The following is a 2,770-nucleotide window of genomic DNA, read 5'->3' on the forward strand; positions in this document are numbered from 1 at the left end:
TTTTGCTGTGAAAGGATTTAATAATTAACATATTCAACGAGGTATAAATGGTCTCAGACTATCAACGCCCTTCATTGCGGGATGATCCACGCGTTAATAAGGCATTACTGAATATGCCTAGCAGATATGCTAATAGTTATACTGAGGCACAGCTTGTCTATTTCAGGTTCGCGCTTGTCGATAATCAGTGGCAAAAGCATTTTATTGATCATCGAGGCACTTTTTATTTTCCCTTTATTGGTTGGCGTTTTTTCTACGTATTCCTGCTAGGCAGGAACAAGCGAGCGTTAAACAGAAAAGAGAAACAACTATCCGTGCTGATTTTTGCCCTTTCAGTGGTGTCATTTATTGTTATCTCAATGGTCTTTGGACTGCTGTTACTTTACTTACTCAAGTCTGCTTTGGGGATCGACCTGTTCGAAAACAGCTCTTTAGGCATTTGGGATTGGTTTAAGAGTTAATACGATTCGTTAAATAATAAAGTACCTACTCGATAAGCAGGCACTTTATTTTGGGTGTATTTGTTATTTCTGCTGTAGCTTGAGCAGTGTCTCTAATTCATTGAAGCGTTGATTTAACGGAGCATTAACCAACAACGTCGCCGCATAGTCACTCTTTATCTGCTGTAAATCACGCTCTGCCTGAACATAGTCTTTTTGACTCATTAACTCAGATACCTTATTAAGGCTAGCAAGCAGTTGTTGATCTACCGCCTCCACCCTTACAGCATCTTGATTATCATCAAGGCCATTTGATTGCTGCATTAACGGAGTTTTCACCGCCTTTTTAACGTTATCTTCAGGCGATATATCAACCTCTAACGCTTGATTTGGAGACGCCATTCTCATCAACGCAGGAGCTGGACTGTCTTGCGGAGTCATCATTAATGAGGGTATCGCCTCATCACTGATATCACCCGTCGGTATGGGTGGATTAATCACAAATAGAGTGACGACCATAAGCACTGAAGCTGCAGATGATAGAGACCAGCGATGCTGACGCCAAAACGATTGGCTGTTTAACTTAGGTTTTACATTGGTAACAGACAAATTTAAAATAGCTTGATCAAGTTCTTTCGGCGGCTGTTCTTGCGCTATCTTTTGATAAAGCGCATGCACCTCTTTGCGAATGTTGTCATCATTATCGTTAATCATATTCCACCTCTTGCCACTTTAAGTCGACACAGGCCTTAAGCCCTTTTTGGGCATAGCGGAGACGACTCTTAGTTGCTTCAAGTGTCGCGCCGGCAATATCGGCAATCGTGGCTGCGGTAAAGCCCATTTCAATATTGAGTAGAAACGCTTCTTTTTGAACATGGGGAAGATCTTTAACACAATTTTTGAGCAGCTGAGCCTTCTTCTGCTGCTGTAATTGTTGCTCTGGCGTGTCAATGGCACTGGCTAGCATTGCATCAGGATCTTGTTCAGTATCATAAACATCACTGAAACTACTCTCAGGCTTTTTAGCTCTGACATGATCAATAATTAGGTTATGGGCAATACGGTATAACCAGGTCGTAAACTTTGCTTTAGCCTCATAGGCAGAGGCGGCTTTAATTACCCGACTCCACGTTTCTTGGTACAGGTCTTCCGCAAGTTGGTTGTCGTAAATCTGTCGTACAAAATAGCGATATAACGGCGCTTTATGTTTGTTATATAACAATTCGAAAGCGCGAGTATTACCGTCTGCATATTGCAACATTAACGCTTGATCAGGATCAGCATCTAAAGGTTGTTCTACTGTGTGAGTGGGCTTTAACACACCAAGGTCCTTACCAAATATCTTATACAGTAAGTCTGCATCGGCGCAGGTTATTTGTCTATAGCACGCATACGGAAATATATTGCCCAAGCAAGGTCAGTGTTGCTCTCTGACAAATGACGGGACAATACTGCCAATGCAATAAATGATAAACGCGCATAAAAGATAGAGTGAGATTAATTGAGGAGGTTTACAGCGGGTGTTACATACATAAAAAAACCGCAGTAACATGACTGCGGTTTGATGTGATTAGCGTGGTTTAAGCAAGCTTTGCTTGTAGCGCTGCATCTTTAGCTTGAACCGCTTCAGCTGACTTAGCACGCTCTTCTTTCACTGCGACAGCAAGTGCATCATCGGCGACGGCTAACATTTGCGCTGCAAGATAACCCGCATTTTTAGCGCCAGCGCTACCAATAGCAACTGTTGCCACTGGCACGCCACCAGGCATCATCACTGTTGATAAAAGTGCATCATGGCCTTGTAGTGGACCACAATCAATTGGAACACCAATCACAGGGCGAGTAGTGATACCAGCAACGGCACCCGCTAGATGTGCTGCAAGGCCTGCTGCACAAATAAATACTTTACATCCACGCGCTTCAGCGTCAGTCACGTAAGCATGAGTCGCCGCAGGTGTACGATGCGCCGAGGTCACTTTAGCTTCAAACGTAATGTTAAAAGTCTTTAGTACATCTAAAGTCGATTGCATTGTAGGCAGGTCAGAATCAGACCCCATTAATACTGCAACAAATGGTTTGCTCATTTTTAATCCTTCCGTAGGGCGGTACATTATTATATTTGCGCGCATTATAATGATAATAAGTGCAAAGAGTAAACAGGCTTCCCCCAAAGCCAATGCCGTAATTATCCCTAAGCTTTGAATGGACTGCAAATAACTTATTAGTACATATGTATAACAAATTATTACGATAGCGACAGAGCCGTTAATTTTACGCTGCTAATGCGCTTACAACGAGCTATACAATTAGGTTTATTCATCTCAAGCTCA

General features: G+C 42.5%; 4 protein-coding genes. 1 reads left to right on the top strand and 3 read right to left on the bottom strand.

Annotated elements, in window-relative coordinates; all coding sequences use genetic code 11:
• The first annotated feature begins 47 nt into the window (after positions 1–47).
• Positions 48–461: a hypothetical protein gene (locus tag CXF82_RS01100; RefSeq protein WP_101090633.1), complete on the top strand. Its 414-nt coding sequence runs from the start codon at positions 48–50 to the stop codon at positions 459–461.
• 63 nt (positions 462–524) lie between these two features.
• Here the strand turns inward: CXF82_RS01100 and CXF82_RS01105 are convergent, their stop codons facing one another.
• The 3 genes from CXF82_RS01105 to purE form a co-directional block, all read right to left on the bottom strand.
• Positions 525–1,154, bottom strand: coding sequence for a hypothetical protein (locus CXF82_RS01105; protein WP_101090632.1), 630 nt, complete (start codon positions 1,152–1,154; stop codon positions 525–527).
• Entirely contained in the window at positions 1,147–1,701 is a 555-nt protein-coding gene (locus tag CXF82_RS01110; protein ID WP_101090680.1) for a sigma-70 family RNA polymerase sigma factor, read from the bottom strand. Before CXF82_RS01110 ends, CXF82_RS01105 begins: the two co-directional genes overlap by 8 nt.
• 319 nt (positions 1,702–2,020) lie before the next feature.
• Positions 2,021–2,524, bottom strand: coding sequence for a 5-(carboxyamino)imidazole ribonucleotide mutase (gene purE, locus CXF82_RS01115; protein WP_101090631.1), 504 nt, complete (start codon positions 2,522–2,524; stop codon positions 2,021–2,023).
• Between the last annotated feature and the right edge of the window lie 246 nt (positions 2,525–2,770).

Source organism: Shewanella sp. GutDb-MelDb, assembly GCF_002836075.1.
Lineage (GTDB): Bacteria > Pseudomonadota > Gammaproteobacteria > Enterobacterales > Shewanellaceae > Shewanella.

Coding starts and splice junctions, on each gene's coding strand:
- purE (WP_101090631.1), bottom strand. CDS start 2,524: ATGAGCAAACCATTTGTTGCAGTATTAATGGGGTCTGATTCTGACCTG.
- CXF82_RS01105 (WP_101090632.1), bottom strand. CDS start 1,154: ATGATTAACGATAATGATGACAACATTCGCAAAGAGGTGCATGCGCTT.
- CXF82_RS01100 (WP_101090633.1), top strand. CDS start 48: ATGGTCTCAGACTATCAACGCCCTTCATTGCGGGATGATCCACGCGTT.
- CXF82_RS01110 (WP_101090680.1), bottom strand. CDS start 1,701: ATGTTGCAATATGCAGACGGTAATACTCGCGCTTTCGAATTGTTATAT.